This is a genomic window from Pseudomonas laurylsulfativorans (genome assembly GCF_002906155.1).
GTDB classification, from domain to species: domain Bacteria; phylum Pseudomonadota; class Gammaproteobacteria; order Pseudomonadales; family Pseudomonadaceae; genus Aquipseudomonas; species Aquipseudomonas laurylsulfativorans.
This window is the reverse complement of the sequence record NZ_MUJK01000019.1, coordinates 14,912-40,713: the sequence shown is the minus strand read 5'-3', so window position 1 is coordinate 40,713 and position 25,802 is coordinate 14,912. Positions and strand designations below refer to the sequence as shown.

Genomic DNA, 25,802 nt, shown 5'->3' with positions numbered 1-25,802 from the left:
TCGCGGTCACGCCTCGTCATCCAGGCGCCGGCCGGCCACGCGTCGCCCGCGGGTTATCAATTCGATGAACTGAACCGCGCTCAATGCATGGGCAAACAGCCAGCCCTGGCCGTATTTCACGCCTTCACTGCTCAGGAACTCGGCCTGAGCTTCATGTTCGATGCCCTCGGCAATCACCTTCAGGTGCAGCGACTGGGCCATGTGAATGATGTGCGGGGCCACACCGCTGCTGGCGGCGTCATGGCCCAATGCATCAATGAACGCCTTGTCGATTTTCAGGCAATCCACTGGCAGGGTCTGCAAATAGGCGAGGCTGCAATAACCGGTGCCAAAGTCATCGATCAGCACCTGGTGCCCGACATCACGCAGCGATTGCAGATTTTCCCTGGCCACCACCACATCGACCAGCCCGCGTTCGGTGACCTCAAAGGCAATTTGCCGCGCTGCGACGCGGTGCAGGCTCAGCAGCCGCGCCATCACCTGGCCGATTCGCGGCACCGTCACATCACACGCCGCGAGATTGACCGAGATGTACAGTTGCGGGTTGGCACGCAGCAACTGGCCGAGTTGCTCAAGCAGGCGTTGCAGGACAAAGTCCGTCATCTGGCGAATCTGCCCGGTGTTCTCCGCCATCGGAATGAACAGGTCGGGACTGGTCAGGGTACCGTCCGGCCTGCGCCAACGCAGCAGCGCTTCAGCCCCGACACAGTTGCGACTATCGAGGTCGAAGATCGGCTGATACAGCACCTGCAACTCGCCACGGCGAATCGCTCCGGTCAGTTCGGCGTCCAGTGACTGGCGCTGGCACACCAGCAGATACACCAGGAACCCAACGCATATGCCCAGCACGAGGCTGGCTGGCAGCAGCCACCACCAGACCGTCGGGATATGCATGCCCGTACGCGGGCTGATCAACACCAATTGATATTCCGGGTTGTCGGTGGGCATGCGGTATATCAGGCGTGCCTGGGTGATTTGCAGCGCATCACGGTTTTTCGGTGGCCAAGCCTCGACCGGCGGCCATATCTGAGAAGCGCCCAGCACCGGAATCGCGCGCGTGCCATGGTCCAGGACTACCAGCAGGCTGCTGCCCGGCGACAGGTCGACCATGTCGGTCAAATGCCCGCGAGAGGTCGCGACCCGGAAATTCCCGCGCCCGAGCATCAGCGCGGCGCGGTTTTCATCGGGTTCGGTGGTGGTGTTGAGCCAATAGCTGTAAGTCGGGCCTTTGATGTCTGGCGATCGAATCAGCGACAACCCTTCCTGACGAGGACGATTGGAGCAGATTCGCGAGGAGTCCATGTAGGCGGCTTCGTAGACGAAGCGATAATTGAACGTAAGCTGTTGCAAGGTCGCGATCATTTCAGCATCGCAGCCGCGCAACGGTTGCGCTTCAAGGTCGTCAAGGCTTTCACGCAGTTGCCCGAATAGCTGCTCCAGACGGGCGAGGAAGCGTTCACCCTGAGCATTCATCTCTTCGCTTTCGTTTTGCTCGACCTGATGAATGGCGACGAACAGGCTGCCGGCCATCAATAACGTTGCGCTCAAGACAGCCGACAGCAGCCCCAAAAACCAGGGGCGATGGAACCAACTGTGGAAAGTCTCTCGAGCAGCGGCCATTGTGTAATATCCGAAGGATTACCAATGAGTTATAGCTGCTGATTGGAAAAAAGCCCGGACCGTCGGGCGGGCGTCATTATTTTGTCTGATTCAACACCAACAGCAGCGCTGCAGTTTGCGCATCCGGAGTGCCATCGAAACGCGCCGGGCGGAAATGCATTTGGAATGCCGCTATCACATGTCGTGTCGCCACATCGAGCTCGCCGGTTTGTGGCGAGGCATAACCCAGTCGGGCCAATTGCGCCTGAAACCAGCCGATGCTCGGCAATTGTTCGGCGAATTGCAGCTGCTCTCGCGCCACCGCCTGTTCGTTCGGCCAGATACCCAAGCCTTCGGCGGCCAGACGCTTCCAGGGGAACAGCGGCCCCGGGTCCAGCTTGCGCAGAGGCGCGATATCACTATGGCCGATGATGTCGCGAGGCTTGATGCCCTGACGCTTGCTGATGTCCTTGAGCAATACGATCAAGGACTGAACCTGATCTTCGCTGTAGGGGAACCACACGCGCCCGTTTGGCGTGTCCTTGAAGCCAGGGTTGACGATTTCGATGCCGATGGAACTGGAATTCAACCAGGTCCGACCATTCCATTCGCTCTCCCCGGCGTGCCAGGCCCGCTTGTTTTCATCCATCAGCTTGTAGATGGTGGCGCCCTTGTCGTCACCGATCAGGTAATGGCTGCTGACTTCGCCGCGGGTAAGCAGTTGCAACGAACGCTCGAGCGACGCGTTGGTGTAATGCACCACCACGAACTGCACACGACTGTCGTAATTGGCTGAAGGATGGCTGGTGTCAAAACGGGGACCGCTGGCGCAGCCGGCCAGCAGAATCAGGGACGCGATCAGAGCAAAAAATTTCATGGCGAAAGGCAGTACACACAAGACAATAATGCAACAGTGTAACGTAATGCCTGGCGAGCTGACGGCAATCGCCGCGAATTAAACAAAATGGAACAATTGACGATCAGCCCGGCTCCACGCGGTTGCGTCCGGCATTTTTTGCGCGGTACAACGCCTGATCGGCTCTTTTAAGCACTTGATCGCTGTGTTCACCCGGCCTGAACGCAGACATTCCGATAGACACGGTAATGGTCACCGGTTCTCCCTTGAAGTGGAACGGACAGGCCTCGATGGAGGCACGCAAGCTTTCCAGCAATTTCAGCCCCGCCGACGGCACCGTGGATGGCATTAACAGCACAAACTCTTCACCGCCAAACCGGGCAATGAAATCCGTTCCGCGCAGGCGCTTGCGCAACACGCTGGCAATGATCTTCAGCACTTTGTCGCCGGCCAGGTGGCCGTAGTTATCGTTGATGCGCTTGAAATGATCGAGGTCGAGCATCGCCAGCAACAGCGTATTGCCATGTTGCTGCCATTGTTTGACTTCATGATCCAGGCGCTCGCTCCACGCCGCGCGGTTGGGCAGGCCAGTCAACGGGTCGACCAATGCCTTCTGCCGTTGTTCTTCAAGGTGATCGCGGTAGCCCTGGGCCTCCTGCTCCATATGGGCGACCCGTTCGGCCAGGCTGTGCAGGCGCGCAGCGACCTCTTGCTCGCGCTCATCGCGCTGTTTCTGGTGCTGGTCCATGGTGCCCAGCAAGCCTTCGAGATGGTTTTCCAGAACGTGCTTGAGATCTTCCAGGTCCGCGGCTTCCTGCATGCTGCTTTGCAGGCCATCGACCTGTTCGCGGATCTGCGTGTCCATTTGCCGCGCAGCCGAACGGTTGTCGGCGTGTCCTGCGGTGGCGGCCTGCAAGTTGCTCTGGAATGATTCAAGGCGCTCGTTAAGTCGCTGCAGATAGGCTTCGAACTCATGCTGGCCGCTGTCGGTAATGGCCAGCATCAAGGTAGCGAAGTCGTCGAGAATCGGCAGTAATTCGTACCAATTCAGACCGTTTTTCAGACGATCGCGCATGGACTCAGCTTGCGGGCGATGACGCTCGGGCAATGTCAGGTCTTCGAGCAGCCCCAGCAGTGTGTCCTCGATATGGCTGGCCACCGAGCTGTAGGAGGGCTCGGGGGAATCCGGGAGCGCGTAGAGAATGTCGTGTTCGGATTGCGGCTGAGCGGCAACGGCCACGTCTTCCGCCGAAACCGAGGGCAAAGGCAAGCTATCCGGCAATGCTTGCGCGGTCAGCTCGTCGGGGTTTGCTTGCGACTCACGGGGGGCTTCGATGATTTCCGGGGTCGGCTTTTCGTCCGATTCGATTTCTGTGGCGGCAGCATTGACTGGTTGAGGCTCCGCACCGGGAGGTGCAAAAGCCACGACTGCCAGAGCAGGCGAAACGACGGCAGGCTCGGACTCGTCTTCAACTCGCTCAGCAGCGGCCACCTCGCAGACTGCCAGCTCATTCACGACCGGGGCCGGCTCGATCGCCGCTGGGCTCTCGGCTAAAAGGGCAGCCGGCGCAGGAGTAGCCGCCGCTGATGCCACCGCCTCCTCCGCTTCACGACCGCCGAACAATCGCTGGAGCAAGCCCGGCCGACCGGGCTCCGGCGGAGTCTCCAGCTGGCTCAGGGCCTTGCCTTGTAAGCCACTCAGCTCGCTGAGCAACAACGGTATCTCACGCGCCTGGCTGACCCGCGCATCCAGTTGCTTGGCGAAACTCTTGAGGGGCCGGCTCACATCCCGTGGCAGCGGTAATGTTTGCAGTTGAGTGACCAGTGCACTCAGGGCGGCACTGGTCTGGTTGACCCGTGTTTCCCGACGCTGCTCGGAGTCGAGCACGGCTTTTTCCAGCCGTGGAATCAGCGCGGCCAGGCCGGCGTCCATGTCGTCGGTACGTACGACCTCGCGCATTTCCTTCATGCATTGGTCAACGGCGCGGTCAGTCCCTTCCGCCGCCAGGGTGCTGCGCACTAGCCCACGGCGCAGCAAGTCGAGCCGTGCGTCCCAGCGACGTTCGAGCTTTTCCTGTTGTTCGATGCTTTTGAGGTATTTCTCTTTCCAGCGCTGTGCTTCGTCGCTCATTCATGGGATCCGCGAGGGGCAGGACTCAACGCGGGCAATGCATCGGCCGTGAGCGAACCCGGCAGACGAATCTCCACCGCGACCGGCAGGTGATCGGAAATGGGCTGCGCCAGCACCTCGACCTTTTCCAGGGTCAGGCTCGGGCTCAGCAGGATATGGTCCAGGCAGCGCTGTGGGCGCCAGCTGGGGAACGTTGCTTCCAGTTGCGGCGCAAGCAGGCCGAGGTCACGCAACGGGGAGTGTTGCAGCAGGTCACTGGCATGGGTGTTCATGTCGCCCATCAGTACCTGGTGTTTGTAACCGCCAATCAACTCGCGGATGTAGGCCAGTTGCAGGCTGCGCGCCCGGGCGCCCAGCGCCAGGTGCATCATGACCACCACCAACGCTTCAGGACCTTCGCCGAACCGTACCAGGATGGCTCCGCGCCCCTTGGGCCCCGGCAACGGATGATCTTCAATGGCCCACGGGCGTAATCGGCTGAGCACGCCATTGCTGTGCTGGGCCAGGCGACCAAGATTGCGATTGAGTTGTTGGTACCAGTAAGGAAAGGCGCCGAGCTGGGCCAAATGTTCGACCTGATTGACGTAGCCTGATCGCAGGCTGCCGCCATCGGCCTCCTGCAGGGCGACCAGATCGAAGTCGCCCAGCAGGTTGCCGATTTTCTGCAGATTGTCGGCACGCCCGGTATGCGGCAGCAGATGCTGCCAGCCCCGGGTCAGGTAATGCCGATAACGCTCGGTACTGATGCCGACCTGGATATTGAAACTGAGCAAGCGCAGACGACTGTCTGCTGGCAGGCCCGTGGACTCCAGATGATGCTCGTTGACCCGCGGATCATGCAGGCCAACGATGCGTTCAGTACCCCATCGGCGCATGGCAGTGATTGCCCTTAGTTGGCGGCAGCCTTGTTAGCCGCTCGCTCTTTGTCGATCAGTTTGTCGGCCAGTTGCAGGGCCTGTTCGGCACCGCCGGCAGAGCCCACGTCAAAGCGGTATTTGCCGTTGACGATCATGGTTGGAACGCCGGTGATTTCATACTTCTTGGCCAGCTCACGCGCCTTGACGATCTGACCTTTGATAGCAAAAGAGTCGAATGTTGCGAGGAACTTGTCCTTGTCCACGCCTTGGGTGGCGAGGAAGTCGGCCATGTCATTCTTATCGGTCAGTTTCTTGTGTTCTTTCTGGATCGCGTTGAACACCGCAGCGTGAACGCTGTGCTCGACACCCATGGCTTCAAGGGTCAGGAACATCTGGCCGTGAGCATCCCACGGGCCACCGAACATGGCTGGAATGCGCACAAAGTTCACGTCAGAAGGCAGCTTCTCAGCCCACGGATTGATCACCGGCTCGAAGGCATAGCAATGCGGGCAGCCGTACCAGAACAGCTCTACCACTTCGATCTTGCCAGGCACGGCGACCGGAACCGGATTGCTCAGTTCGACGTAAGGGGCGGCTGGGGCTTCGGCGGCCTGGGCAGTCATGCCGAACAGGCTGGCAGCGGCAAAAACGGCGCTGATGATCAGATTACGCATGCTTCACTCCTGGACAAATTTTTTCGCCTCGCGCGACCCGTTATCAGACAGGTCCTGGCGGGCTTGAGTTCTGTAGTGTAACGGCAGCGGCCACAAAAAAGGGCGGCCAAAGCCACCCTTTTTATACTCGTTGCAACGGATTAATCGAGCGTTAACGTTGCAGGTGATATGCCCCCCCGCTCAACGCCCGATCCGCCAGCCTTAGTGCAAGCCTTGAATGTAGCTGGACACCGCGGCGATGTCTTCGTCGCTCAGCTTCTTGGCAATGGTCTGCATCGGTTTGGTATCGCCGTCGTTGTTGCGACCGCCTTCTTCCTTACGGAAATCGGTCAGTTGCTTGGCGATGTATTGAGCGTGCTGGCCGCCCAGGTGTGGGAAGCCGGCGGGTGCGTTGCCTGCGCCATTTGGCGAGTGACAACCGGTGCAGGATGGCAGCCCCTTGGCTAGGTCACCGCCACGGAACAGCGCTTCACCACGAGCGACGACCTTCGGATCGGCGGCGCCGACGCTGCCTTTCTGGCTGGCGAAGTAGGCGGCGATGTCCGCCAGGTCCTGATCGCTCAGGTTGGTCAGCAGGCCGGTCATTTCCAGAACAGTGCGCTTGCCCGACTTGATGTCGTGCAATTGCTTGGTCAGGTAGCGTTCACCCTGACCTGCCAGTTTTGGAAAGTTTGGCGCCATGCTGTTGCCATCCGGGCCGTGGCAGGCGCCACATACGGCGGCTTTGGCCTGGCCGGCTTTTGCATCACCCGGTTGTACTGCCTCACCTGCAGCATGAGCCATGCTGGAGATGCCCACGGTCAACAGCAGACTCACGATCAATTTCTTCATCAGCTAATCCAACTACGGCTAAGGGTTAAAGAGTTATGGACCGGGCTTACTCGCTCATCCAATGGATGATGGCTTGGTAATCCTCGGCACTGCAGTCCATGCACAAACCACGCGGCGGCATCGCCTTGAAACCCTGGGTCACGTGTTGCACCAGCGTCTCCATACCTTTCGCCAACCTCGGCGTCCAAGCTTCCTGATCGCCTTTTTTCGGCGCCGTTGGGAGTTGGCCGGAATGACAGGCACCACAAACACGGTTGTACACAGCTTCCGGATCCTGTGTAGCCTGAGCGCTGTAAAGCGGCATCAAGACACCGGCAGCTAGCAGCCATTTCGTCATAAAACGACCTTTTCAGGGTTGAGAGCGTGCTGCGTTCTAGTGCGCAATCAAGGTCTGTCGCTCTCGTGAACTTCATCCTACGCTGGGACAAAGCGCACACAAAATCTGCGGCATTATATACTGGCGTCACTGAAACGGAAGCGACACTGCTTGCCGCACCCATTCCTGGCGCCGCCCACATCGGAAATCCCATGCAACTCAAGAATCCCATCCTCGGTCTGTGCCAACAGTCCACCTTCATGCTCAGCGCCGCCAAAGTCGACCAATGTCCGGATGACGAGGGCTTCGAAGTCGCCTTCGCCGGGCGTTCCAACGCCGGCAAGTCGAGTGCTCTGAACACCCTGACCCACGCCAGCCTGGCGCGGACCTCGAAAACCCCGGGTCGCACGCAACTGTTGAATTTCTTCAAGCTAGACGATGAACGCCGTCTGGTCGACCTGCCGGGCTACGGTTATGCAAAAGTTCCGATCCCGCTCAAGCAACACTGGCAGCGTCACCTGGAGGCGTACCTGGGTGGACGCGAGAGTTTGAAAGGTCTGATCCTGATGATGGACATCCGCCATCCGATGACCGATTTCGACCTGCTGATGCTCGACTGGGCCGTGGCTGCCGGCATGCCGATGCACATTCTGCTGACCAAAGCGGACAAGCTTACCTATGGCGCGGCCAAGAACACGCTGCTCAAGGTTCAGGCGGAAATTCGCAAGGGCTGGGGCGATAGCGTGTCGATTCAACTGTTCTCGGCTCCCAAGCGCATGGGCCTGGAAGATGCCTACACCGTGCTGGCTGGATGGATGGAGCTGGCTGACAAGGGTGCCGAGGTAGACGCTCAATAAGCAACGAAAGCTGCCTGGGTCGCCCTGGGCAGCTTCCTGCAGGCAAAAAAAACCCCGGACTTCATATGGGGAGGGAGAAGTTCCGGGGTTCAAGCTCTAGACCGCTAGGGCGGGGTCCAGATATCTGCCAACACTTAACACAACATAGGAGCATCGAAGGGCTTCACCAGCCATTCAGTAACTCTGAGTGGTGGCTGCAAGATTAGTTCAGATTTTTTTCAAATAGCTTTGGAATAAATCTAATTACTTTTCTCACTAAGCGAATTGGGCCCACTGCCGCGGCACTATGCCGCAGCAGAAACGCCGGTTCAGAGGGCTCAGTGAGCCTCATCCCAGTTATTTCCAACACCCACTTCGACCAGCAACGGAACATCCAGTTTCGCCGCTTCGCTCATGTGCACGCGAATTTCATCACGAACCAGGTCAACCTGATCTTCACGCACCTCAAGCACCAGTTCATCGTGCACCTGCAAAATGACTTTGGCGTCCAGGCCAGACGCGGCCAGCCAGTTATCCACCGCGACCATGGCTTTCTTGATGATGTCCGCCGCAGTGCCTTGCATCGGCGCGTTGATCGCCGTGCGTTCGGCCGCGGCGCGCTCTTGCGGCTTATTGGAGTTGATATCCGGCAGGTACAGGCGACGGCCGAAGAATGTCTCGACATAACCTTGCTCGGCGGCCTGGGCGCGCGTGCGGTCCATGTACTGGCGAACGCCGGGGTAGCGGGCGAAGTAAGTATCGATGTAGGCCTTGGCGGTCTTGGTGTCGACGCCGATATCCTTGCCGAGCTTCTGCGCACCCATGCCGTAGATCAGGCCGAAGTTGATCGCCTTGGCACTGCGGCGCTGGTTGGAGGTGACCTCGGCCAGTTCGACTTTGAACACTTCGGCGGCGGTCGCGGTGTGCACGTCGAGATTGTGGCGGAAGGCGTTCATCAGCCCTTCATCCCGTGACAGGTGCGCCATGATCCGCAGTTCGATCTGCGAGTAGTCCGCTGCCAGCAGCTTGTAACCGGCCGGGGCCACGAAGGCCTGGCGGATGCGACGCCCTTCGGCGGTACGCACCGGGATGTTCTGCAGGTTCGGATCGCTGGAGGACAGCCGCCCGGTGGACGCTACCGCTTGGTGATACGAGGTATGGATCCGCCCGGTACGCGGGTTGATCTGCTCCGGCAGGCGGTCGGTGTAAGTGCTTTTCAGCTTGCTCATGGAGCGATATTCCATGAGCACTTTCGGCAATCGATAGTCGTCTTCCGCCAGTTTGGCCAGCACTTCTTCGGCGGTGGATGGCTGGCCCTTGGCGGTTTTCTTCAATACCGGCAGGCCGAGTTTTTCGTAAAGGATCACACCAAGTTGCTTGGGCGAACCGAGGTTGAATTCCTCGCCGGCAATCTCGAAGGCTTCACGCTCCAGCGCAACCATCTTGTCGCCCAGTTCGATGCTTTGCACACCCAGCAGGGCCGCGTCGACGAATGCGCCCTGGCGCTCGATTCGCGCCAGCACTGGCACCAACGGGATTTCGATGTCGGTCAGCACGCTGGCCAGGCTCGGAATGGCCGAGAGCTTTTCGAACAGGGTCTGGTGCAGGCGCAAGGTGATATCCGCATCTTCGGCGGCATAAGGCCCGGCCTGCTCCAGGGCGATCTGGTCGAACGTCAGTTGTTTCACGCCTTTGCCAGCGATGTCCTGGAAACTCACCGTGGTGTGGTCCAGATACTTCTGCGCCAGGCTGTCCATGTCATGGCGCGTGGCCGTGGAGTTGAGCACGTAGGACTCGAGCATGGTGTCGAAGGCGATGCCGCGTACGGTGATGCCGTTGTCCTGATCACCACCGATGGCGCAGTTGGCCAGGATGTTCATGTCGAACTTGGCGTGCTGGCCGACCTTGAGCTTGTTCGGGTCTTCCAGAATCGGCTTGAGCGCACACAGGACCGTGTCGCGATCAAGCTGCTGTGGCACACCGATGTAGGAATGGGTCAACGGGATGTAGGCCGCTTCATTGGCCTGAACCGCGAACGACAGACCCACCAGTTGCGCTTGCTGCGCATCGATGCCGGTGGTTTCGGTGTCGAAGGCAAACAGCTTTGCGTTGTTCAGTTTTTCCAGCCAGGCATCGAACCGCGCCTGATCGAGGATGGTTTCATAGGTGGCTTCAGCAGCAGCGGCCGGTGCTTCGGCCTCTGGTTCGCTGAACAGATCGGCGACCGGTGCAGTCTCGGCGGCGCTCAGTTCCAGGCGTTTGGCGTCGCGATCAAGGTCGTTCAGCCAGCTCTTGAACTCCAGCAGGGTGTACAGCTCGTAGAGTTTGGCCGGATCTTCAGGACCCATTTGCAAGTCGTCGAGCCCAACATCCAGCGGCACGTCGACCTTGATCGTTGCCAGCTGATAGGAGAGGAACGCCATCTCCTTGTGCTCTTCGAGCTTGGCGGGCAGGGTCTTGGCGCCGCGGATCGGCAGGGTCGGCACGATGTCGAGCTGCGCATAGAGTTCGGCCAGGCCGCCGTTCACACCGACCAGCAGGCCTGAAGCCGTCTTCGGGCCGATACCCGGAACGCCCGGAATGTTGTCGGAAGAATCACCCATGAGCGCCAGATAATCGATGATCTGCTCCGGAGCGACGCCGAATTTCTCCTTCACGCCCTCCACGTCCATGCTGCTACCGGTCATGGTGTTGACCAAGGTAATGTGGCCGTCGACCAGTTGCGCCATGTCCTTGTCGCCGGTGGAGATGATGACCGGACGGTCCGCCGCCGCGCTACTGCGGGCCAGGGTGCCGATCACGTCATCGGCCTCGACGCCTTCTACGCACAGCAGCGGGAAGCCCAGGGCGATCACGCTCTGGTGCAGCGGCTCGATCTGCACGCGCATGTCATCAGGCATGCTGGGACGGTTGGCCTTGTATTCGGCGTACATGTCATCGCGAAAAGTCCCACCCTTGGCGTCGAACACCACGGCGAACGGACTGTCCGGATATTGCTTGCGCAGGCTCTTGAGCATGTTCAACACGCCCTTGACCGCACCGGTCGGCAGGCCTTTGGACGTGGTCAGCGGTGGTAGCGCGTGAAAGGCGCGGTACAGGTAAGAAGAACCGTCCACCAGGACGAGGGGGGCTTGGCTCATGAGCAGGATCAACCTTTTCGGCGGGTCCGGCGCTAGAATAGCGGGACCGTTGACGACAAAGGGACAAGGTTATCATGCGCACACTAAATCGCCTGTTGCTGGCTGGCTTGTTTGCAATCGCACCACTGGCCGTCATGGCGGCGGACGATGCGCCGACACCGGAGCCGGAAGTCACGATCCACACGGAAGGGGACAAGGTCATTCAGGAATACCGCCAAAACGGCTTCCTGTATGCGATCAAAGTCACGCCCAAAGGCGGCAAGCCGTATTTTCTGGTGCGCGCCGACGGATCTGACGGTAACTTCATCCGCTCGGATTACCCGGATATGCTGATTCCGGCATGGAAGATCTTTGAGTGGAAATAGTTTCTTAATTTCAATTGGCGCTGGCTTACGAGCGGCGCCCGTACTGGCAGTTTAAACATGTCTGTGTTCACCCCCCTGGCTCGGCCCGAGCTGGAAGCTTTTCTCGCCCCTTATGGCCTCGGCCGCCTGCTTGATTTCCAGGGGATTGCCGCCGGTAGCGAAAACACCAATTTCTTTATCAGCCTGGAGCAGGGCGAGTTTGTCCTGACCCTGGTCGAGCGCGGTCCGGTTCATGAAATGCCGTTCTTCATCGAACTGCTCGACGTGCTGCATGGCGCCGACCTGCCGGTGCCTTACGCCCTGCGCACCACCGACGGCGTGGCCCTGCGCGAACTGGCGGGCAAACCTGCGTTGTTGCAACCTCGCCTGGCCGGCAAGCACATCAAGCAGGCCAATGCGCAGCATTGCGCGCAGGTCGGTGAGTTGCTCGGCCATCTGCACCTGGCGACCCAGGCCAACATGATCAAGCGCAAAACCGATCGCGGCCTGGACTGGATGCTGGAAGAGGGCACGCAGTTTTTGTCGCACCTCGGTGCCGAACAGAAAGACCTGCTGCAACGGGCGCTGGAAGAAATTACCCGGCAGAAGGAAAAAATCCTGGCACTGCCGCGAGCGAATATTCACGCCGATCTGTTCCGTGACAACGCCATGTTCGAAGGCACGCACCTGACCGGGCTGATCGATTTCTACAACGCCTGCTCCGGGCCGATGCTCTACGACGTGGCGATTGCCTTGAACGACTGGTGCTCGGACGACGATGGCGTGATCGATGGGCCGCGAGCGCGGGCCTTGCTGGGTGCTTATGCAGCCTTGCGACCGTTCACCGCTGCCGAAGCCGAGCTGTGGCCGACCATGCTGAGGGTGGCTTGCCTACGGTTCTGGTTGTCACGCCTGATCGCGGCGGAGTCGTTCGCCGGGCAGGACGTGTTGATTCACGATCCGATGGAGTTCCAGTTGCGCCTGGCGCAGCGACAGACGGTCAATACCCCGCTGCCTTTCGCCCTCTAACTCTAAATTGTGCATCACATTTGTAGGAGCTGGCTTGCTAGCGATGGCGTCCTGAAGAGCGCCATCGCCGGCAAGCCGGCTCCTACAAATACGATGCGTCTTGCTGCCTGGCCTTAAGTTCCACACGGCAATTACAACGACTCCAGGCACCCCGCCAGATCACTCCCCAACTTCTCCAACACCTGCTCATAGCCCTGAGCAGTCGCCGGTGTGTACCCGCCCAGCGCATCCAGTTCAGCGAGTTTCACCGGCAAACCCGCCACCAGGGTTTCCGCCAGACGCGGACGCAGCGGTGGTTCGCTGAACACGCAGGTTTTGCCGACTTCCTGCAAGCGCGCACGCATCGCCGCGACATGCTGGGCACCGGGTTGCACTTCGGCCGCGACGCTGAACACACCCACGTGCTTGAGGCCGTAGGCGTCTTCGAAGTAATCGAATGCTTCGTGGAACACGAAGTAAGGCTTGCCCTGAACATCGGCCAGGCGTTTCTTCAGGCGCGCATCCAGCGCATCTAGACGTTCGTCGAAGGCTTTCAGATTGCTCTGGTAGCGCGCGGCATTGTCAGGATCGGCGGCACTCAGGTCAGCCGCCATTTTCGTGGCGATGACCCGGGCGTTGACCGGCGACAGCCACAAGTGCGCATCCAGGCTGCCCGGGCGGTGATCGTGGTCGTGTTCGTCGGCTTCTTCGGCGTGGGAGTGGCTATCTTCGGCAAAACGGCGCAGTTTCATGCCTGGCAAGTCCTGCACGGCGACGCTGGGCAGCGTACGACCATTGAGCACGCGCGGCAGGAAACCCTCCATATCCGGGCCGATCCAGTACAGCAGGTCCACCGATTGCACCTTGCGTACGTCGGAAGGGCGCAATGCATAGTTGTGCGGAGAGGCACCCGGCGGCAGCAAAACTTCAGGAATCGCCACGCCTTCCTGCACCGCCGCGGCGATCAACTGCAGAGGCTTGATGCTGGTAAGGACTTTGACTTCGGCCTGCGCCGGACCGATCAGTAGAAAACTTGCGATAAATGCGACAAAGATAGAAAAAAGTCGGGACACGATGAACACTCGAAGAGGCGAGAACGGGTAACATAATAACGTCTCTCACAAAACTCGTCGCCGCTCATGCTAAAAACACCGATTGCCAGCCGCCCCCACGACCACTCGCATTGCGTTCACAGCGCTTTGTCCGAGGCCGATGCCCTGTGCGCACGTCAAGGCCTGCGCCTGACCGCGTTGCGCCGGCGAGTGCTGGAACTGGTGTGGCAAAGCCACAAGCCCCTGGGTGCCTACGACATTCTCGCGGTCCTCAGCGAGCAGGACGGTCGCCGCGCTGCGCCGCCGACGGTATATCGCGCGCTGGATTTCCTGCTGGAAAACGGCCTGGTCCATCGAATCTCCTCGCTCAACGCCTTCATCGGCTGCAATCACCCGGAACATGCTCACCAGGGTCAGTTCCTGATCTGCCGTGTGTGCCACGCCGCGATCGAACTTGAGCAAAAATCAATCAGCGACGCGATCATCGCCAGCGCCAGGGATGTCGGGTTTGTCGTCGAAGGCCAGACCGTCGAAGTGGTCGGTCTCTGCTCGGGTTGCCAGGGGGCTTGATGAGCAACGCGCTGATCCGTCTTGAGCAGGTTGCCGTCACGTTCGCCGGGCAGCCGGTGCTGGACAATATCGAGCTGAGCGTCGAGCCGGGGCAGATCGTTACCCTGATCGGCCCCAACGGTGCCGGCAAGACCACCCTGGTGCGTGCCGTACTCGGCCTGTTGAAACCGGACAGCGGCAGCGTCTGGCGCAAGCCGAAACTGCGGGTCGGCTACATGCCGCAAAAACTTCATGTCGACCCAACCTTGCCGCTCTCAGTGCTGCGCTTCTTGCGCCTGGTGCCGGGCGTGGACCGGGGCATGGCTTTGGCGGCACTCAAGGAAGTCGGTGCCGAACAGGTGATCGACAGCCCGGTGCAAAGCGTTTCCGGTGGCGAAATGCAGCGCGTGTTGCTGGCCCGGGCCTTGTTGCGCGAACCGGAACTGCTGGTACTCGACGAACCGGTGCAGGGTGTCGACGTGGCCGGCCAGGCTGAGCTATACAGCCTGATCACCCGCCTGCGCGACCGTCACGGTTGCGGCGTGCTGATGGTCTCCCACGATTTGCATCTGGTGATGAGCACCACGGATCAGGTGGTTTGCCTCAATCGTCACGTCTGCTGCTCCGGCCATCCCGAGCAGGTCAGCGGCGATCCGGCGTTCGTCGAGCTGTTCGGAAAAAACGCACAAAGCCTGGCGATTTATCACCACCATCACGACCACGCCCACGACTTACATGGCTCGGTGGTCAAGGCGCCCGCGTCGGGCCATAACCATGTTCACGGAGATAGCTGCAAGCATGGCTGATTTTCTGCTCTACGCCCTGCTTGCAGGCCTGGCGCTGGCCGTCGTCGCAGGCCCATTGGGGTCATTCGTGGTCTGGCGGCGCATGGCCTATTTCGGCGACACCCTGTCCCACGCGGCACTGCTTGGCGTGGCCTTGGGCTTTCTGCTGGATGTCAGCCCGACCGTTGCCGTCACTGTAGGCTGCTTGCTGTTGGCAGTGATGCTGGTGACCTTGCAACAGCGTCAGCCATTGGCATCCGACACGCTTTTAGGAATTCTCGCACCCAGCACGCTCTCTCTGGGCCTGGTGGTACTAAGCTTCATGCACGAAGTGCGGATCGACCTGATGGCCTATCTGTTCGGTGACTTGCTGGCGATCAGCCCGACCGATCTGGCCTGGATCCTTGGCGGAAGCACTGCGGTACTGGTGTTGCTGGTTGCTTTGTGGCGCCCATTACTGGCGATCACGGTGCATGAAGAACTGGCCAGGGTCGAAGGCCTGCCCGTGGCAGGATTGCGCTTGGCACTGATGCTGTTGATCGCGGTGGTGATTGCCGTGGCGATGAAAATCGTCGGCGTGTTGCTGATCACTTCGTTGCTGATCATCCCGGCCGCTGCGGCACAACGCCACGCCCGCTCGCCGGAGCAGATGGCACTGGGCGCGAGCCTGCTGGGCATACTCGCCGTGTGTGGCGGGCTGGCACTGTCCTGGTTCAAGGACACCCCCGCCGGCCCATCGATTGTGGTGACAGCCGCCGCGCTGTTTCTGCTGAGTTTTGTTCTGCCCCGTCGAGGGGTGTAGACTTGCTCGTTTTTTGCGCAAATAGAGAGTCGCAGGAATGAAGTCGTTCGCCTCCCGTTATCTGCTCCTTGTCGCATTTTCTTTGCTGCTGGGCGCCTGCCAAAGCACGCCACCGGCGGCCACCCAAGCCGCCGATGCACGGGCCACGGCCATCGTACCGCTGGAACAAAACATCGCCAGCGATGAATTGGCCACCGCTGAAGACCAATTGGCCGCCTTGCAGGCCGAATCGCCCAACGATGCTTCCCTTGAGCAATACCAGCGACAACTGGCCGAAGCCTACCTGCGCCGCAGTCAGATCGTGCTGCAAAAGGGTGACGTGGACGCCGCCGCGACCGCCCTTAGTCGTGCCCGCGCATTGATGCCCAAGGCTCCGGCACTGACCGGCGGCGTCAACGGCTCGATCGCCCAAGCGCGCAAGGCCGAGCTGGAAAAGGCCGAAGCCGCCCTCAAGGCTGCCGAAGCCAAGCCAAAAGCCAAGGTGATCGATCTCACGGCTGAAAGCACCACGGTCGCGCTGAATATCAACGATATGGGCAAACTGCGTCGCCAACTCGATGCCATCGCCGCCGATGTGGTGAATTTTCAGTGCGACGTAAGCATTCAGGCTCCGCGTACCGATGATTACCCTTGGCTGGCTAACTTGCTGACCAAACGGGTCAAGAAGCTCGATCCTGAGTTTGATCTGAAGCTTGATCGGCAGATTTTGCGCAGTGTTCCGGCGCAGATGGTTCTGAGTCCGCGTAAACCCTGAAAGCATCGCGAGCCTGCTCGCGATGGTCTATCTGGCTCCGAAAATCCTCAGGCCGGAATCGCCTTGGCCTTCGCCTCCCTCTCCCAAACCCGATGCTGCCCGATCGCGGCCAGAAACGGTTTAATCAGCTTGCCATCCGCCCCCACGATCAACCCCGCATCAACCTCCAGCTTCAACACATCCAGCAATTGCTTCGCATCGCCCTGCAAGGCGATAGCCTTCAGATGCTTGTACGCCTCCAGCAGGTAGTGCAGTGCCACCCCGTCAGTGCTCAGCGCCTTGACCGATGCAGCCCCACCGGGCACAAACACCGCATCGAAGGCCACAGACGGCGAGCCCTCCATCGAAGCATCGACCGCCAAGGTTTTGCCATCGGCGGTTTTCACTGGCGCCGAGGTGGGCCCTAACAGCTTCGCGTGGGCGCCCTCGGCTTTCAGCGCTTTCTTCATGGTATCGATCGAGGCACTATCGACACCGTTCGCCGCCAATATCGCGACTTTTCGCGTCTTGATGCTTTCCGGCAACAAATTGGCCTGGCTCAGCGCAGGCGAATGATCCAGCGAGGTTTTCCGCACTTCGACGGTTCCTCTAGCTGGCGCGGGCAATCCAAGGTTCTGCGCAACACGCCTGGCCAGTTTCAGATCGATATTGGCGAGGATTTCGTTCACTTCTCGAGCGCGGATCGCCTCGCGTTCAACCTTGCCCAGTTCAAAGCTGTAGGCCGAGATGATGTGCTCCCGTTCATGCTCACTCATGCTGTGGAAAAATAAACGAGCCTGGGAGAAGTGGTCAGCGAACGATTCGCTGCGCTGGCGAATCTTGTTGGCGTCGATGCGCTCCGGGTAGCTCTCGAAACCACCGTCCCGTGCAGAGGCGGGCGTTTCCTTTGGCCAGCCGCTATCAATGGAATTCGGCTCGTAAGACGCACGTCCCTTATCGATAGTGGTGCGGTGCTGCGCATCCCGCTGACCGTTATGGAACGGTGACACCGGACGGTTGATCGGGATCTCGTGAAAATTCGGCCCACCGAGTCGGCTGATTTGCGTGTCGGTGTAGGAAAACAATCGACCTTGCAGCAGAGGGTCGTTGGAGAAGTCGATCCCGGGGACGATATGCCCGGGGCAGAAGGCAACCTGCTCGGTTTCGGCGAAGAAGTTGTCTGGGTTGCGGTTCAGCACCATTTTGCCCAGCGGCGTGATGGGTACCAGCTCTTCTGGAATGAGTTTGGTCGGATCAAGGATGTCGAAATCAAAGGCATGTTCGTTTTCTTCTTCGATGACCTGCACCCCCAACTCCCACTCCGGGTAATCGCCGACCTCAATCGACTCCCACAGATCACGACGGTGGTAGTCGGCATCTTTTCCCGCAAGCTTCTGTGCTTCATCCCACACCAGCGAGCAGGTGCCGGCCGTAGGCCGCCAGTGGAATTTGACGAAGCGTGATTTTCCTTCAGCGTTGATCAGCCGAAAGGTGTGCACGCCGAAGCCCTGCATGCTGCGCAGGCTTTTCGGGATCGCCCGGTCGGACATCGCCCACATCACCATGTGCGCCGACTCCGGCACCAGCGAGACGAAGTCCCAGAAGGTGTCGTGGGCCGAGCCACCGGTAGGGATCTCGTTGTGCGGCTCGGGTTTTACCGCGTGCACGAAGTCGGGAAACTTGATGGCGTCCTGAATGAAGAACACCGGCATGTTGTTGCCCACCAGATCGAAATTGCCTTCGTCGGTGAAGAACTTCACGGCGAAACCTCGTACGTCGCGAACGGTATCGCCTGACCCACGCGGCCCCTGCACCGTGGAAAAACGCACGAACACCGGGGTTTTCTTCGCCGGATCCTGCAGGAAACCGGCCTTGGTCAGCACCGAGTGGTTTTCATAGCTCTGGAAAAAACCATGGGCGCCGGTCCCGCGGGCATGGACGATGCGCTCGGGAATGCGCTCGTGGTCAAAATGCGTGATCTTTTCACGCATGATGAAATCTTCCAGCAACGACGGCCCGCGGGCCCCGGCCTTCAGGGTGTTCTGGTTATCCGCCACCTTCACGCCCTGGTTGGTTCGCAAGGCTTGCTCTGTGGCATCGGAGCGGAATGTTTCCAGGCTGTCGAGCTTGGCGTTGGTGTTGCTGCGATCCGGGGTTGCGGTCCCGGCCAGGGCGCTCTGGGTGGTGGCAGGCTTCTTGGTACTCATCAGGCGTGAACTCCTTAGGCGTATTCCAGTGGCCTAAGTAGTGACTGGCGAGCTTGTTCAGCCGTTCCTTTTTTCTGACCTTTGATCGCGTTATTGCCAAATGACAGGACAAATGCGAAATAAATGCTAAGAACCTCTATACGGACAGGCTAAAATGCGCGCCCGGCTAACCGCTGACCCTTTTCTAACGCGCCCCACAAGGTTCGCTACGTGATCGAGTTTCAAGACGTCCATAAAACCTACCGCGTCGCCGGTAAGGAAATCCCCGCCCTGCATCCGACCAGTCTGACGATTGAGAACGGGCAGGTTTTCGGCTTGATCGGTCATTCCGGCGCAGGAAAAAGTACCCTGCTGCGTCTGATCAATCGCCTGGAAAACGCCAGTGGCGGCAAGATCACCGTCGACGGTGAAGAAGTCACCGCGCTCGACGCCAATGGCCTGCGCCGCTTCCGTCAGCAGGTCGGGATGATTTTCCAGCACTTCAACCTGCTGGCCTCCAAGACAGTCGCCGACAACGTCGCGCTGCCATTGACCCTGGCCGGCGAACTATCGCGCAGCGAAATCGACTCGCGCGTGGCCGAATTGCTGGCGCGGGTCGGTTTGTCCGACCACGCGAAAAAGTACCCGGCGCAACTGTCCGGCGGGCAAAAGCAGCGTGTCGGTATTGCCCGCGCCCTGGCGACCAAGCCGAAAATCCTGCTGTGCGATGAAGCCACCAGCGCCCTCGACCCGCAAACCACCGCATCGGTGCTGCAATTGCTGGCCGAGATCAACCGCGAGCTGAAACTGACCATCGTGTTGATCACCCACGAGATGGACGTGATCCGCCGGGTCTGCGATCAGGTAGCCGTGATGGACGCCGGCGTGATCGTCGAGCAAGGCTCGGTGGCCGAGGTGTTCCTGCATCCGAAGCACCCGACCACCAAACGCTTCGTGCAAGAAGACGAGCACATCGACGAAAGCGAACAGCGTGACGACTTCGCTCACGTGCCAGGTCGCATCGTGCGTCTGACCTTCCAGGGCGAAGCGACCTACGCGCCGTTGCTGGGCACCGTCGCCCGCGAAACAGGTGTGGACTACAGCATCCTGGCCGGTCGTATCGACCGCATCAAAGACATTCCCTATGGGCAACTGACCCTGGCCGTCACCGGCGGTGACATGGAAGCGGCGTTTGCCCGCTTCACCGCGGCCGACGTCCACATGGAGGTGCTGCGCTAATGGAAGCCCTGACAAGTTTCTTCGCCAACATCGACTGGTTCGAAATCTGGCTGGCCACCGGCGACACCCTGCTGATGCTCGGCGGTTCGCTGTTGTTCACCGTGCTGCTCGGCTTGCCGCTGGGTGTGCTGCTGTTCTTGTGCAGCCCGCGCCAGTTGCTGGAAGCCAAAGGCGTCTACGCGATGTTGTCGCTGGTGGTGAATATTCTGCGTTCGCTGCCGTTCATCATCCTGTTGATCGTGATGATTCCGTTCACCGTGTTGATCACCGGCACGTCCCTCGGTGTCGCGGGTGCGATTCCGCCGCTGGTGGTAGGCGCCACGCCATTCTTCGCCCGCCTGGTGGAAACCGCCCTGCGTGAAGTCGATCGCGGCATCATCGAGGCGACCCAGGCCATGGGCGCGACCACGCGGCAGATCATCACCAACGCGTTGTTGCCGGAGGCTCGCCCGGGCATCTTCGCGGCGATTACGGTGACAGCAATTACACTGGTGTCCTACACGGCGATGGCCGGTGTCGTCGGCGCCGGGGGTCTGGGTGACTTGGCAATCCGTTTCGGTTACCAGCGTTTCCAGACCGATGTGATGGTCGTGACGGTGGTACTGCTTCTGGTATTGGTCCAGGTGCTGCAAACCGTCGGTGACAAACTGGTTGTGCATTTCTCCCGTAAATAAGACATGAGCCGGCCGTTCGCTGGCAGGCACCGGAAAGCGGCGCCTGCCAGCGGGCACCCACAAGGAGTTAGCTGAATGAAAAAACTACTCGTCGCCTTCGCTGCTGTTGCCGCATTCTCGGCCCACGCGGCCGACACCCTGACCGTCGCGGCTACTCCGGTTCCGCACGCCGAGATCCTCGAATTCGTGAAGCCGACCCTGGCCAAAGAAGGCGTGGACCTGAAGGTCAAGGTCTTCACTGACTACATCCAGCCGAACGTACAGGTCGCGGAAAAGCGCCTGGACGCCAACTTCTTCCAGCACCAGCCGTACCTGGATGAGTTCAACAAGGCCAAGGGCACTCATCTGGTTTCCGTGGCCGGCGTGCACCTGGAACCCCTGGGCGCTTACTCCAGCAAGTACAAGACCCTCGCTGAACTGCCTGGCGGTGCCAACGTGGTGATCCCGAACGACGCCACCAACGGCGGCCGTGCGCTGTTGCTGATGGCCAAGGCCGGGCTGATCAAGCTGAAGGACTCGAACAACATCCTGTCAACCGTCAAGGACATCACCGAGAACACCAAGGACCTGAAAATCCGCGAACTGGAAGCCGCGACCATCCCGCGCGTGCTGACCCAGGTCGACCTGGCGCTGATCAACACCAACTACGCGCTGGAAGCCAAGCTTGATCCGGCCAAGGACGCGCTGGTCATCGAAGGCAACGACTCGCCGTACGTGAACATCCTGGTGGCTCGCCCGGATGACAAGGACAGCGAGGCGATGAAGAAGCTGGTTGCAGCTCTGCACAGCCCGGAAGTGAAGGCCTTCATCCTCGAGAAGTACAAAGGCGCGGTAGTGCCGGCGTTCTGATCGACTGAAGCAATGAAAAAAGGGCGCATTGAATGCGCCCTTTTTTGTGCTTGCTCATTTCCCCCTGTAGGAGCCGGCTTGCCGGCGATGGCGTCGGTGAGATCGCCATCGCCGGCAAGCCGGCTCCTACAGGGTTACGTGGTGTTTAGTCGCGTTTGAGCATCACCGGCAACTGCGCCACCAGCTTCGCATTGTTCAACGGCGCGCGGATGAAGCCGCGCTGGGTGCCGTCCGGTCCGATCACCGCGAGATTGCCGCTGTGGTCGACGGTGTAGTTCGGCTTGCTGGTGTCTGCCGGGATGAACGGAATGCTTACCGCGTTGGAGATTTTTTCCAGCTCATCGATCGACGCCGGGGTCAGGCCGATGAACTGCGGGTCGAAGTAGCTCAGGTACTGTTTGAGCTGCTTGGGCGTATCGCGATTGGGGTCGACGCTAACCAGCACGATTTGCAGTTTATCCACAGCCTCGGGTGGCAATTCGCTCTTGATCTGTCGCAGCTGGGCGAGAGTGGTCGGGCAGACATCCGGGCAGAAGGTGTAGCCGAAGAACAGCAGGCTCCACTTGCCTTTCAATTCATTGATCGTGACCGGCTGGCCGTCCTGATTGGTCATCGTCACGTCCGGCAGATTACGGCTCTGCGGCAGCAAAATGATGCCGGCGTCGATCAGCGCAGTCGGGTCGCCCTGGTTTTTCCCGGACAACACCTTGTTGACGGTCAGGCCCAGGATCAGTGCGACCAGGGCGACGAGAATGAAGACGGTTTTCTGGGTTCGAGTCATAGGTTCAACAATAAGTAGTGGTCTACGAGCAGGGCGATAAACAGCAGGAACAAGTAGTAAATAGAGTACTTGAACGTGTTGATCGCCGCGTGCGGCCGAGTGCCACGGTACAACACCACGGCCCAATGCAGAAACCGCGCACCCAGCCCGAGCGCGCACACCAGGTAGAGCGTACCGCTCATGTGGATGACGTAGGGCATCAGGCTGACGGCGAGCAACGCGAAGGTATAAAGCAGGATATGAACCTTGGTGTAGTGCTCGCCATGGGTAACCGGCAGCATCGGGATGTCGGCCTTGGCGTATTCCTCCTTGCGATGGATCGCCAACGCCCAGAAGTGCGGTGGGGTCCAGGCGAAGATGATCAGCACCAGCAGCAGCGGTTCGGCGCTGACGTGACCGGTGGCGGCAGTCCAGCCAAGCAACGGCGGGGCCGCACCGGCCAGACCGCCGATGACGATGTTCTGCGGGGTCGCGCGCTTGAGGAATCCGGTGTAGATCACTGCGTAGCCGAGCAATGAGGCGAGGGTCAACCACGCGGTCAATGCATTAGTGAACGCTAGCAGCATGGCTTGCCCGAGGGCGGCCAACAGCAGTGCGAACGTCAGCGCGGCAGTCGGCGAAACCCGGCCTTCGGCGAGCGGCCGTTTGTGGGTGCGCGCCATCACCGCGTCAATACGCCGGTCCACCACATGATTGACCGCCGCCGCGCCACCGGCACACAGGGCGATGCCCAGGTTGCCGAAAATCAATACCGTCCACGGCACCCCGGCACGGGTCGCAAGGAACATCCCCACCAGTGAAGTGATGAGCATCAGCACCACTACCTTGGGTTTGGTCAGCTCCAGGTAGTCACGCCAGATCGCCTGACTAGGACGTTCGCCGATCAGAATCGCCATGGCATCTCTCCTTTTATTGTTATGGGCCCGGCTGAGTGTTTACGCGGGCTGAAACGCCAGCGCGTTGGCTGCTTGACCCGAACCAGACTGGTTCGGGCGTGGTAATTGACCAGCACCATGGTCAGCAACAGCGCCGCCCCGCCCGCGTTATGCGCGACGGCCACCGGCAGCGGCAGATGGAACAGCACGTTGCTGATGCCCAGGGTGATTTGTGCGCCAAGGGCGATCAACACCAGGCCTGCCAGGCGCGTCATGCCGACCACCTTCAATTGCCAGGCCAGACCGAGCAACACCAGGGTGACCAGCAGCGCACCGATGCGATGGGTCAGGTGGATAGCCGTACGGGCATCACTGTCCAGTTGCCCGCCCAGGTAATTCGGGCCGATGTGTTGGGTCAGGTGAAAACCGTTGGCGAAGTCGGCCGGTGGCAACCACTGGCCGTGACAGGTCGGAAAGTCGATACAGGCTACGGCGGCGTAATTGGAACTGACCCAGCCACCGAGTGCGATTTGCCCGATCACCAACAACAGCCCTGCCGTGGCCCAGTGCTGCAAGCGTCGTGGCACGGTCAGCGCCGGCAGTACGCCGGACAGGCGCAAGGTCAGCAGGAACAACAGGCTCAAGGTCGCGAAACCGCCAAGCAGGTGCCCGGTGACCACCTGCGGCCAGAGCTTGAGCGTGACCGTCCACATGCCAAACGCGGCTTGGCCAACAACCACCGCCAACAGAAACAACGGCAACTTCACCGGTTGCCCCGGATGGCGGCGATGCATCCACGCGCGTGCGGCCAACACCGCGATCAACAGCCCTAGCGTGCCGGCGAAGTAGCGGTGGATCATCTCGTTCCAGCCCTTATGGGCCTCGACCGGAGTGTCCGGGAAATGCAATTCGGCATGGGCCAGTTGTGCTTCGCTTTTCGGTACGCTGATGAAGCCGTAGCAGCCGGGCCAGTCCGGGCAGCCGAGGCCAGCGTGGGTCAGGCGGGTGTAGGCACCGAGCAACACCACAATCAGTGCCAGCAAGGTGGCAAACAACGCGAGGCGAAATCCAAGTTTGGCCATGACGATGCCCTTATCCGATATTCGACAGTTTCAGCAGGTGGCGCAGGTCGTTGAGCAGGTCCTTGCCCTTGACCGAGGGGTCGTAGCGCAGCACCAGATTGCCGTGAGGGTCGATGATCCAAAGGTGCGGCGCGTCATTGCTCTGAGCGCCTTTGATGTAGGCCGGCAAGTCCAGTGAATAGCGTTGCAACTGCGGGTACTCGCGTTGAAGTTTAGTCTCGTAATCGCTGTTCAGCGCCTGCGCGGCGGCCAATGCATGGCTGGCGCGGGACGCATCGCGGCCCAGGCCGATCTGGATCTGCCGCGCCAGATACACCAGTTGCTGGCAGTCCACCGCGCAATCCTTGGGCGCCGTCACCAGGATCTGCCAGCGATCCTCCTGCGCCTGTACGCCGATGTCCGCGCGGGTCTGGCCGTTGCCGATCAGTTCGCCGTGATAACTGCGGCCCTCGGGCACCCAGAAATTCAGCTTGTACATGCCGGTGGCGAGGATCATCGGACCGATCACCCCGAGCAGGATCAGCAGCAGCTGCAAGCGGCCCTTACGCCGGTTCACCGACGGTTTCGCCTCAGACATGCTGGGTGGATTCATGGCCGCTCCCATGGTGTTTCTCCTTTGCGTTGTGCCAGCCGAGATAGAGATAAAGACCGAACAGGGCAATCGCCATGGCGAACCACTGCACGGCATAAGCGATGTGTTTTTCCGGGCCCATGGCGACGACTGGCCAGTCGGCCTGATAGGTGGCTGGGCTGGTTTCGGCGCGTAATTCGTAGGCAAAGCCTTCGCGGTTCAGCGTCCTCCAGAGGCTGGCCGGTTCGACCGCCGTAATCAGCTTCGGCCATGTAGACGTCGTCGGATCTGCGTGCAATTGGAAGGTCGCACCGGGAGAAACATAGACCCACGCATTGAGGCTGACTGCCTCGGCAGGGGTTTTGAATTGTGGGGGTATGCGGCGTTCCGGCCATGGCAGCCAGCCGCGATTGACCAACAGCCAAAGCCCGGTGGCCTGATCATGAAACGGTTGCAACAACTCGACGCCGACCCGGCCGTTGCGTTGGCTATTGTCCAGCAGCAAGCTGTGTTCGGCATCGAACTGGCCATGCAAACGTACCCGGCGAAAGGCCGGATCGGTGGTGTGTTGCAGCTCGGTGCTGGCCATCGGCTCGGCCGCGCGGCGTTCGGCATAGTTTTGCAGCAGCGCGCTTTTCTCCGCGCCCCGGCTCAATTGCCAGAACCCCAGGGACACCAGCAGCGGCAGCAACAGCGCCACTACCAGCGTTGGCACGATACCCGGCCGAAAGCACTTCATGGCATCGCCAGAAAGTCGGTCATCGCGATAGCTATACTCATGTGCATCGCTTGTCCCCCCCGGAGTCCCACCATGCTCAAAGCAGCCATCGTCCTGATGCTGATTGCCACGGTTGTCAGCCTGTTCAGCGGCCTGTTTTTTCTGGTCAAGGACGACAGCCGCTCAAACCGCCTCGTCATTGCCTTGAGTGTGCGAGTGACGCTGGCCGCCATTACCCTGGGTCTTATCACCTGGGGGTTTTTCAGCGGCCAGCTGGTTTCTCATGCCCCTTGGTAGCTGTAGGAGCAAGCGCG

The 25,802-nt window shown here is 60.1% G+C and carries 26 protein-coding genes; 11 read left to right on the top strand and 15 right to left on the bottom strand.

All coding sequences use genetic code 11. The features are described 5' to 3' along the window. Positions 1 to 6: 6 nt before the first annotated feature. From B0D71_RS30095 to B0D71_RS30065, 7 genes are all read right to left on the bottom strand, one after another. The gene (locus B0D71_RS30095; RefSeq protein WP_103397947.1) at positions 7 to 1,620 is read right to left on the bottom strand and encodes an EAL domain-containing protein; all 1,614 of its coding nucleotides are present in this window, start codon (positions 1,618 to 1,620) and stop codon (positions 7 to 9) included. A 76-nt stretch (positions 1,621 to 1,696) separates the two neighbouring features. Next, positions 1,697 to 2,476: an N-acetylmuramoyl-L-alanine amidase gene (locus B0D71_RS30090; protein WP_103397946.1), complete on the bottom strand. Its 780-nt coding sequence runs from the start codon at positions 2,474 to 2,476 to the stop codon at positions 1,697 to 1,699. A 103-nt stretch (positions 2,477 to 2,579) separates the two neighbouring features. After that, entirely contained in the window at positions 2,580 to 4,586 is a 2,007-nt protein-coding gene (locus B0D71_RS30085; RefSeq protein WP_103397945.1) for a GGDEF domain-containing protein, read from the bottom strand. Further along, a complete protein-coding gene (locus B0D71_RS30080) occupies positions 4,583 to 5,461 on the bottom strand; it encodes an endonuclease/exonuclease/phosphatase family protein (RefSeq protein ID WP_103397944.1) in 879 nt (292 codons plus the stop codon). Before B0D71_RS30080 ends, B0D71_RS30085 begins: the two co-directional genes overlap by 4 nt. A 14-nt stretch (positions 5,462 to 5,475) precedes the next feature. Further along, on the bottom strand, positions 5,476 to 6,117 hold the full coding sequence (locus B0D71_RS30075; RefSeq protein WP_103397943.1) for a thiol:disulfide interchange protein DsbA/DsbL: 642 nt from the start codon (positions 6,115 to 6,117) through the stop codon (positions 5,476 to 5,478). A 201-nt stretch (positions 6,118 to 6,318) separates the two neighbouring features. Beyond that, positions 6,319 to 6,948, bottom strand: a complete 630-nt coding sequence (locus B0D71_RS30070; RefSeq protein WP_103397942.1) for a c-type cytochrome — start codon at positions 6,946 to 6,948, stop codon at positions 6,319 to 6,321. Between the two features lie 46 nt (positions 6,949 to 6,994). Further along, entirely contained in the window at positions 6,995 to 7,285 is a 291-nt protein-coding gene (locus tag B0D71_RS30065) for a c-type cytochrome (RefSeq protein WP_103397941.1), read from the bottom strand. A gap of 191 nt (positions 7,286 to 7,476) precedes the next feature. Here B0D71_RS30065 and yihA point away from each other — a divergent pair, with 191 nt between their 5' ends. Beyond that, complete coding sequence (gene yihA, locus B0D71_RS30060) at positions 7,477 to 8,121, top strand: ribosome biogenesis GTP-binding protein YihA/YsxC (RefSeq protein ID WP_103397940.1); 645 nt, start codon at positions 7,477 to 7,479, stop codon at positions 8,119 to 8,121. Between the two features lie 317 nt (positions 8,122 to 8,438). On the opposite strand, the gene polA is transcribed toward yihA, so the two are convergent. Then, entirely contained in the window at positions 8,439 to 11,240 is a 2,802-nt protein-coding gene (polA, locus tag B0D71_RS30055; RefSeq protein WP_103397939.1) for a DNA polymerase I, read from the bottom strand. Positions 11,241 to 11,314: 74 nt separating this feature from the next. On the opposite strand from polA, the gene B0D71_RS30050 reads away from it, so the two are divergent. Next, positions 11,315 to 11,605, top strand: coding sequence for a DUF2782 domain-containing protein (locus tag B0D71_RS30050; protein WP_103397938.1), 291 nt, complete (start codon positions 11,315 to 11,317; stop codon positions 11,603 to 11,605). A gap of 57 nt (positions 11,606 to 11,662) precedes the next feature. Next, positions 11,663 to 12,613 (top strand): homoserine kinase, encoded by a 951-nt coding sequence (locus tag B0D71_RS30045; protein WP_103397937.1) that lies wholly within the window; start codon positions 11,663 to 11,665, stop codon positions 12,611 to 12,613. A gap of 131 nt (positions 12,614 to 12,744) precedes the next feature. Here B0D71_RS30045 and znuA read toward each other — a convergent pair whose 3' ends face one another. After that, positions 12,745 to 13,665 (bottom strand): zinc ABC transporter substrate-binding protein ZnuA, encoded by a 921-nt coding sequence (gene znuA, locus B0D71_RS30040; RefSeq protein WP_103397971.1) that lies wholly within the window; start codon positions 13,663 to 13,665, stop codon positions 12,745 to 12,747. Between the two features lie 66 nt (positions 13,666 to 13,731). Here znuA and zur point away from each other — a divergent pair, with 66 nt between their 5' ends. The 4 genes from zur to B0D71_RS30020 are packed head-to-tail and all read left to right on the top strand — an operon-like array spanning position 13,732 to position 16,534. After that, entirely contained in the window at positions 13,732 to 14,214 is a 483-nt protein-coding gene (gene zur / locus B0D71_RS30035; protein ID WP_008045818.1) for a zinc uptake transcriptional repressor Zur, read from the top strand. After that, a complete protein-coding gene (znuC, locus tag B0D71_RS30030) occupies positions 14,214 to 14,999 on the top strand; it encodes a zinc ABC transporter ATP-binding protein ZnuC (protein WP_103397936.1) in 786 nt (261 codons plus the stop codon). Before zur ends, znuC begins: the two co-directional genes overlap by 1 nt. Continuing rightward, positions 14,992 to 15,780, top strand: a complete 789-nt coding sequence (znuB, locus tag B0D71_RS30025; protein WP_085723488.1) for a zinc ABC transporter permease subunit ZnuB — start codon at positions 14,992 to 14,994, stop codon at positions 15,778 to 15,780. The genes znuC and znuB overlap by 8 nt, the downstream gene beginning before the upstream one ends. 37 nt (positions 15,781 to 15,817) lie before the next feature. Then, the gene (locus B0D71_RS30020; protein ID WP_103397935.1) at positions 15,818 to 16,534 is read left to right on the top strand and encodes a PA5502 family lipoprotein; all 717 of its coding nucleotides are present in this window, start codon (positions 15,818 to 15,820) and stop codon (positions 16,532 to 16,534) included. 47 nt (positions 16,535 to 16,581) lie between these two features. On the opposite strand, the gene katE is transcribed toward B0D71_RS30020, so the two are convergent. Next, positions 16,582 to 18,720, bottom strand: coding sequence for a catalase HPII (gene katE, locus B0D71_RS30015; protein ID WP_103397934.1), 2,139 nt, complete (start codon positions 18,718 to 18,720; stop codon positions 16,582 to 16,584). A 210-nt stretch (positions 18,721 to 18,930) separates the two neighbouring features. Between katE and B0D71_RS30010 the strand changes: the two genes are divergently transcribed. The 3 genes from B0D71_RS30010 (at position 18,931) to B0D71_RS30000 (ending at position 21,461) form a co-directional block, all read left to right on the top strand. Further along, positions 18,931 to 19,938, top strand: a complete 1,008-nt coding sequence (locus tag B0D71_RS30010; protein ID WP_103397933.1) for a methionine ABC transporter ATP-binding protein — start codon at positions 18,931 to 18,933, stop codon at positions 19,936 to 19,938. Next, on the top strand, positions 19,938 to 20,612 hold the full coding sequence (locus B0D71_RS30005; protein WP_008002212.1) for a methionine ABC transporter permease: 675 nt from the start codon (positions 19,938 to 19,940) through the stop codon (positions 20,610 to 20,612). The genes B0D71_RS30010 and B0D71_RS30005 overlap by 1 nt, the downstream gene beginning before the upstream one ends. 75 nt (positions 20,613 to 20,687) lie before the next feature. Next, entirely contained in the window at positions 20,688 to 21,461 is a 774-nt protein-coding gene (locus tag B0D71_RS30000) for a MetQ/NlpA family ABC transporter substrate-binding protein (protein WP_103397932.1), read from the top strand. A gap of 145 nt (positions 21,462 to 21,606) precedes the next feature. Here the strand turns inward: B0D71_RS30000 and B0D71_RS29995 are convergent, their stop codons facing one another. The 5 genes from B0D71_RS29995 to B0D71_RS29975 are packed head-to-tail and all read right to left on the bottom strand — an operon-like array spanning position 21,607 to position 25,509. Next, positions 21,607 to 22,242: an SCO family protein gene (locus B0D71_RS29995; RefSeq protein WP_103397931.1), complete on the bottom strand. Its 636-nt coding sequence runs from the start codon at positions 22,240 to 22,242 to the stop codon at positions 21,607 to 21,609. Then, the gene (cyoE, locus tag B0D71_RS29990; protein ID WP_103397930.1) at positions 22,239 to 23,138 is read right to left on the bottom strand and encodes a heme o synthase; all 900 of its coding nucleotides are present in this window, start codon (positions 23,136 to 23,138) and stop codon (positions 22,239 to 22,241) included. The genes B0D71_RS29995 and cyoE overlap by 4 nt, the downstream gene beginning before the upstream one ends. Next, entirely contained in the window at positions 23,126 to 24,199 is a 1,074-nt protein-coding gene (locus B0D71_RS29985) for a COX15/CtaA family protein (RefSeq protein ID WP_103397929.1), read from the bottom strand. The genes cyoE and B0D71_RS29985 overlap by 13 nt, the downstream gene beginning before the upstream one ends. Positions 24,200 to 24,209: 10 nt before the next feature. Then, positions 24,210 to 24,803, bottom strand: a complete 594-nt coding sequence (locus tag B0D71_RS29980) for a hypothetical protein (RefSeq protein ID WP_103397970.1) — start codon at positions 24,801 to 24,803, stop codon at positions 24,210 to 24,212. Further along, positions 24,769 to 25,509 carry an SURF1 family protein gene (locus tag B0D71_RS29975; protein WP_103397928.1) on the bottom strand — a complete coding sequence of 247 codons (741 nt, stop codon included), beginning with the start codon at positions 25,507 to 25,509 and terminating at the stop codon, positions 24,769 to 24,771. Before B0D71_RS29975 ends, B0D71_RS29980 begins: the two co-directional genes overlap by 35 nt. Before the next feature lie 72 nt (positions 25,510 to 25,581). Between B0D71_RS29975 and B0D71_RS29970 the strand changes: the two genes are divergently transcribed. Then, positions 25,582 to 25,785 (top strand): twin transmembrane helix small protein, encoded by a 204-nt coding sequence (locus B0D71_RS29970; RefSeq protein ID WP_007969817.1) that lies wholly within the window; start codon positions 25,582 to 25,584, stop codon positions 25,783 to 25,785. The last annotated feature ends 17 nt before the right edge of the window (positions 25,786 to 25,802 follow it).

Bases quoted from the DNA above. Each gene is read 5' to 3' on its own strand.
- yihA (WP_103397940.1), top strand. From the start codon at position 7,477: ATGCAACTCAAGAATCCCATCCTCGGTCTGTGCCAACAGTCCACCTTC.
- B0D71_RS30050 (WP_103397938.1), top strand. From the start codon at position 11,315: ATGCGCACACTAAATCGCCTGTTGCTGGCTGGCTTGTTTGCAATCGCA.
- B0D71_RS30080 (WP_103397944.1), bottom strand. From the start codon at position 5,461: ATGCGCCGATGGGGTACTGAACGCATCGTTGGCCTGCATGATCCGCGG.
- znuC (WP_103397936.1), top strand. From the start codon at position 14,214: ATGAGCAACGCGCTGATCCGTCTTGAGCAGGTTGCCGTCACGTTCGCC.
- polA (WP_103397939.1), bottom strand. From the start codon at position 11,240: ATGAGCCAAGCCCCCCTCGTCCTGGTGGACGGTTCTTCTTACCTGTAC.
- B0D71_RS30005 (WP_008002212.1), top strand. From the start codon at position 19,938: ATGGAAGCCCTGACAAGTTTCTTCGCCAACATCGACTGGTTCGAAATC.
- B0D71_RS29975 (WP_103397928.1), bottom strand. From the start codon at position 25,509: ATGAAGTGCTTTCGGCCGGGTATCGTGCCAACGCTGGTAGTGGCGCTG.
- cyoE (WP_103397930.1), bottom strand. From the start codon at position 23,138: ATGGCGATTCTGATCGGCGAACGTCCTAGTCAGGCGATCTGGCGTGAC.
- katE (WP_103397934.1), bottom strand. From the start codon at position 18,720: ATGAGTACCAAGAAGCCTGCCACCACCCAGAGCGCCCTGGCCGGGACC.
- B0D71_RS30045 (WP_103397937.1), top strand. From the start codon at position 11,663: ATGTCTGTGTTCACCCCCCTGGCTCGGCCCGAGCTGGAAGCTTTTCTC.
- znuB (WP_085723488.1), top strand. From the start codon at position 14,992: ATGGCTGATTTTCTGCTCTACGCCCTGCTTGCAGGCCTGGCGCTGGCC.
- B0D71_RS30065 (WP_103397941.1), bottom strand. From the start codon at position 7,285: ATGACGAAATGGCTGCTAGCTGCCGGTGTCTTGATGCCGCTTTACAGC.
- B0D71_RS30085 (WP_103397945.1), bottom strand. From the start codon at position 4,586: ATGAGCGACGAAGCACAGCGCTGGAAAGAGAAATACCTCAAAAGCATC.
- B0D71_RS30000 (WP_103397932.1), top strand. From the start codon at position 20,688: ATGAAAAAACTACTCGTCGCCTTCGCTGCTGTTGCCGCATTCTCGGCC.
- B0D71_RS29970 (WP_007969817.1), top strand. From the start codon at position 25,582: ATGCTCAAAGCAGCCATCGTCCTGATGCTGATTGCCACGGTTGTCAGC.
- B0D71_RS29980 (WP_103397970.1), bottom strand. From the start codon at position 24,803: ATGGGAGCGGCCATGAATCCACCCAGCATGTCTGAGGCGAAACCGTCG.
- B0D71_RS30020 (WP_103397935.1), top strand. From the start codon at position 15,818: ATGAAGTCGTTCGCCTCCCGTTATCTGCTCCTTGTCGCATTTTCTTTG.
- B0D71_RS29985 (WP_103397929.1), bottom strand. From the start codon at position 24,199: ATGGCCAAACTTGGATTTCGCCTCGCGTTGTTTGCCACCTTGCTGGCA.
- B0D71_RS30070 (WP_103397942.1), bottom strand. From the start codon at position 6,948: ATGAAGAAATTGATCGTGAGTCTGCTGTTGACCGTGGGCATCTCCAGC.
- zur (WP_008045818.1), top strand. From the start codon at position 13,732: ATGCTAAAAACACCGATTGCCAGCCGCCCCCACGACCACTCGCATTGC.
- B0D71_RS29995 (WP_103397931.1), bottom strand. From the start codon at position 22,242: ATGACTCGAACCCAGAAAACCGTCTTCATTCTCGTCGCCCTGGTCGCA.
- B0D71_RS30095 (WP_103397947.1), bottom strand. From the start codon at position 1,620: ATGGCCGCTGCTCGAGAGACTTTCCACAGTTGGTTCCATCGCCCCTGG.
- B0D71_RS30075 (WP_103397943.1), bottom strand. From the start codon at position 6,117: ATGCGTAATCTGATCATCAGCGCCGTTTTTGCCGCTGCCAGCCTGTTC.
- B0D71_RS30090 (WP_103397946.1), bottom strand. From the start codon at position 2,476: ATGAAATTTTTTGCTCTGATCGCGTCCCTGATTCTGCTGGCCGGCTGC.